The sequence below is a fragment of the Streptomyces murinus genome (assembly GCF_002154555.1).
Lineage (GTDB): Bacteria > Actinomycetota > Actinomycetes > Streptomycetales > Streptomycetaceae > Streptomyces > Streptomyces murinus.
The window spans coordinates 1-3,946 of sequence record NZ_MUNF01000257.1 but is presented as its reverse complement, the minus strand read 5'-3'; the positions used below and the strand labels follow the sequence as shown (position 1 = coordinate 3,946).

The 3,946-nt window shown below is 74.7% G+C and carries 2 protein-coding genes; both read left to right on the top strand.

Annotated features, from left to right (window positions below):
• On the top strand, positions 1-3,244 hold a 3,244-nt coding region (locus CCN72_RS17220; RefSeq protein ID WP_143664118.1), incomplete at its 5' end, for a non-ribosomal peptide synthetase.
• Between the two features lie 125 nt (positions 3,245-3,369).
• Positions 3,370-3,946 (top strand): AMP-binding protein (locus tag CCN72_RS17215; RefSeq protein ID WP_158101362.1); only part of this gene is annotated, 577 nt, incomplete at its 3' end.

Sequence of the window (3,946 nt, the reverse complement as noted above, 5' to 3'; positions counted from 1 at the left end):
GTATACGAGACAGGGTCCCGCCGCCCCCGCCGCCTCCCGCGTCGAGGACGTGCTGCCCCTCTCCCCGCTCCAGGAGGGCATCCTCTTCCACGCGCTGTACGACGAGGACGAAACCGACGTCTACGTCGCCCAGTTGCTCCTGGACCTGACCGGGCCCCTCGACGCCGAGCGGTTGCGGGCCGCCGCCGACGCGGTGCTGCGCCGCCACGCCAATCTGCGCGCCGGCTTCCTGCGCCGCGCCTCCGGCGAGCCCGCGCAGGTCGTACGGCGTGACGTCCAGGTGCCGTGGGCCGATACGGACCTCAGCGGACTCGGCGAGGCGGAGCAGGCGGCCGCCGTCGAGACGCTGCTGGCCGAGGACCGGTCCCGCCGCTTCGACCTGGCCCGTCCGCCGCTGCTGCGCTTCACCCTCGTACGCACCGGCCCGCTCAGCCACCGCCTGCTGCTGACGTACCATCACATCCTGCTGGACGGCTGGTCGTGGCCCGTCCTGGTGCGCGAGCTGCTGGCCCTCCACGACGCCGGGCCGGACAAAGCCGCGCTGCCTCCGGTCACGCCGTACGCGTCGTTCCTGCGCTGGCTCGGCACCCGCGACACCGGCGCGGCCCGGGACGCCTGGGGCCGCGCGCTGGCCGGACTCTCCGGTGGCACCCGTACCGCGCCGGTCTCCGCGGCCCCCTCGGGGCTGCTACCGCACCGGGTCGAGACCGTGCTGCCGCAGTCCCTGACCGAGCGGCTCACCGGGCTCGCCCGGGCCCACCGGATCACTCCGGGCACCCTGCTCCAGGGCGCGTGGGCGCTGCTGCTCGGCAACCGGCTGCGCTCGTACGACGTGGTCTTCGGCGCGGTCGTCAGCGGCCGCTCCCCCGAACTGCCGGGCGTCGCCGACATCGTCGGGCTGTGCCTCAACACCGTCCCGGTGCGCGTCCGTATCGACCCCGCCGAGTCCCTGATGGGTCTGTTCACCCGTCTCCAGGACGAGCAGGCGAGCCTGATCGAGCACCATCACCTCGGCCTCACCGAGATCCAACGCACCGCCGACGCGGGCGAGTTGTTCGACTCCTGTGTCGCGTTCCAGAACTACCAGGCGGACGCCGAGGGGCTCGCCGCGCTGTCCGCGCTGTCCACGGGCGACCTCCGTGTCACCGGGGTCGACCCGCACGACGCGGCGCACTACCCGCTCTCCCTGACCGCCATCCCCGGCGAGCGGCTGCGCCTCCAGATCGACCACCGGCCGGACGTCTTCGACACCGAGGACGCCCAGGCCCTGCTGGACCGCCTGGTCCGGCTCCTTGCGGCCGTCGCCGACGACCCGGACCGTCCGGCCGGCTCCGTCGACCTGCTGTCCCCGGCCGAGCGCCACCGCGTCCTGGTGTCCTTCAACGACACCGCCCGCGAGGAGGACTTCGCCGAGGTCACCGACCGGGTACGGCGTCAGGCCGAGCTGCGTCCGGACGCCGTGGCGGTCACCGACGACACCGGCCGGGCGCACACGTACGCCGAGCTGGTCGCCCGCGCCGACGCGCTCGCGCTGCGGCTGCGCGCCGAGGGGGCGGGCGAGGGCGATCTGGTCGCGGTGCTCAGTGAGCCGACCGCCCGGGTGCCGGTCGCCCTGCTCGGCATCCTCGGCGCAGGCGCCGCCTATGTGCCGCTCGACCCCGAGGGCCCGGTGGTCCGCACCGCTGACCTGCTCGCCTCCGGAGGCGTGAGCTGGCTGCTCGCCGCCCCCGAACAACGGGTCCGCGCAGAGGAGATCGCCGCCGCGGTGCCCGCCGTACGCCTGCTGTTCCTCGACGACCGTCACGACGACGCGGGACCGCAGTCGGCCCCCGTGCCGCCGCCGACCGCCGGTGGCCGCGACGCGCTCGCCTACGTCTGCTTCACCTCCGGCTCCACCGGCCGCCCCAAGGGCGCCATGGTGCACCGGCGTGGCATGAACAACCATCTGCTCGCCAAGCTGGACGACCTGCAACTCACCCCCGGTGACCGGGTGGTGATGAACGCGCCGCTCACCTTCGACATCTCGGTGTGGCAGATGCTCGCGCCGCTGATCACCGGCGGCCGGGTGCACCTGGTCACCCGTGATGTCGCCCGCGACCCGGCGGTGCTCTTCGCCGCCGTCGCCGAGCACGAGGTCACCGTGATGGAGACCGTGCCCTCCTTCGTCCGCGCCGCCCTCGACCTGTGGGACGCCGGCACACCGGCGCCCGAACTCCCTTCGCTGCGCTGGTTCATCGTCAACGGCGAGGTGCTGCCGCCCGAGCTGTGCGAGCGCTGGTACGACCGGCACCCGGACGCGGCGCTCGTCAACGCCTACGGCCTCACCGAGTGCTCGGACGACAACACCCACGCCCTGATCACCCGGGATGTCCAGGCCCAGCTGGAACAGGGCAGGCTGCCCGTCGGCCGGCCGCTGCGCAACAACCGGCTGTACATCCTCGACCCGTCCCTCGCGCCCGTACCGCCCGGTGTGCCCGGGGAGTTGTTCATCGCCGGGACCGGCGTCGGACCCGGCTATCTGAACGATCCGCGGCGCAGCAGCGAACGCTACGTCCCCGACCCCTTCGCCACCGAGCCCGGCGCCCGGATGTACCGCACCGGCGACCTGGCCCGGCTGCGCGCCGACGGCCAGCTGGACTTCCTCGGCCGCCAGGACCACCAGGTCAAGATCCGCGGCAACCGCATCGAACTGGGCGAGGTGGAGATGGCGTTGCGTGCCGCGCCCGGGGTCGGCGACGCGGTCGTGGCCGTGGACCGCGACGGCGCCGGACAGCAGCGGCTGATCGGCTACGTCACCGGCACCGCCACCCCCGACGAGATCCGCGCGGCGCTCTCCCAGACGCTGCCGAACTACATGGTCCCCTCGCTGCTGCTGCCGCTGCCCGCGCTGCCGCTCACCACGAACGGCAAGGTGGACCGCAAGGCGCTGCCGGATCCGGCGAGCCTCACCCGCTCCGCCGGGCGGGCGCCCTCGGGCCCCGGCGAGCAGAAGGTGTGCGACCTGTTCGCGGCGGTCCTCGGGCTGTCCGAGGCGGGCCCGGACGACGACTTCTTCGCCCATGGCGGGCATTCGCTGCTCGCCACCCGGCTGACCGGCCGGCTGCGCACCGAACTCGGCGCCGAGCTGACCATCCGCGATCTGTTCGAGACGCCCACCCCGGCGGGCATCGCCGCCCGTCTCGCCTCGGCCCGCCCGGCACCGGCCCGCCCGGCCCTGCGGGCCCGCGCGAGGAACGGCGCGTGAGCCCCACGCCGCCGGCGGCCGCCTTGGGCGGACCGACCTCGCATCCGGCCGTGTCCTCGATGTGCACCGGTCCGGCCGTGTCCGCCAAGCGCACCGGTCCGGCCGTACCGACCAGGAGATCCCGTATGACCACCACCGCCACCGAGCTCCCCGTACCGCTGCTCATCGCCCGGCAGGCGGCGGCGACCCCCGACGCCACGGCGGTACTCGGGCCCGAGGGCGAGCTGACGTACCGTCAACTCGACCAGCGGGCCCGCACGGTGGCCCGCGAGCTGGCCGCCGCCGGTGCGGGTCCCGAGGACACGGTGCTGGTCGGCGTGGGCCGGGGCGCCGACTGGGCGGTCGCCGTGCTGGGCATCTGGTACTGCGGTGCCGCGCTGCTGCTCGCCGACCCGGCGACGCCCGACGAGCGGCTGCGCACCCTGCTGGCCGCCGCCGGCACCCGCTATCTGGTCGCCGCTGACCACGCGGCTGCGGCCGACCTCCAACTCCGGGTCGGCACCGAGCTGTTCTGGGCCGCGACCACCGGGGCCGAGGCCGGCGGCGCGGACTTCGTCCCGGCCCATCCCGCGCCCGGCGCCCTCGCCTACGTCCTGTTCACCTCCGGCTCCACCGGGGCGCCCAAGCCGGTCGCGGTCGGGCATCCCGGCCTCGCCCGGCAGTCCCATGTGCTCGCCGAGCGCTACGGGCTGACCGGCGCCG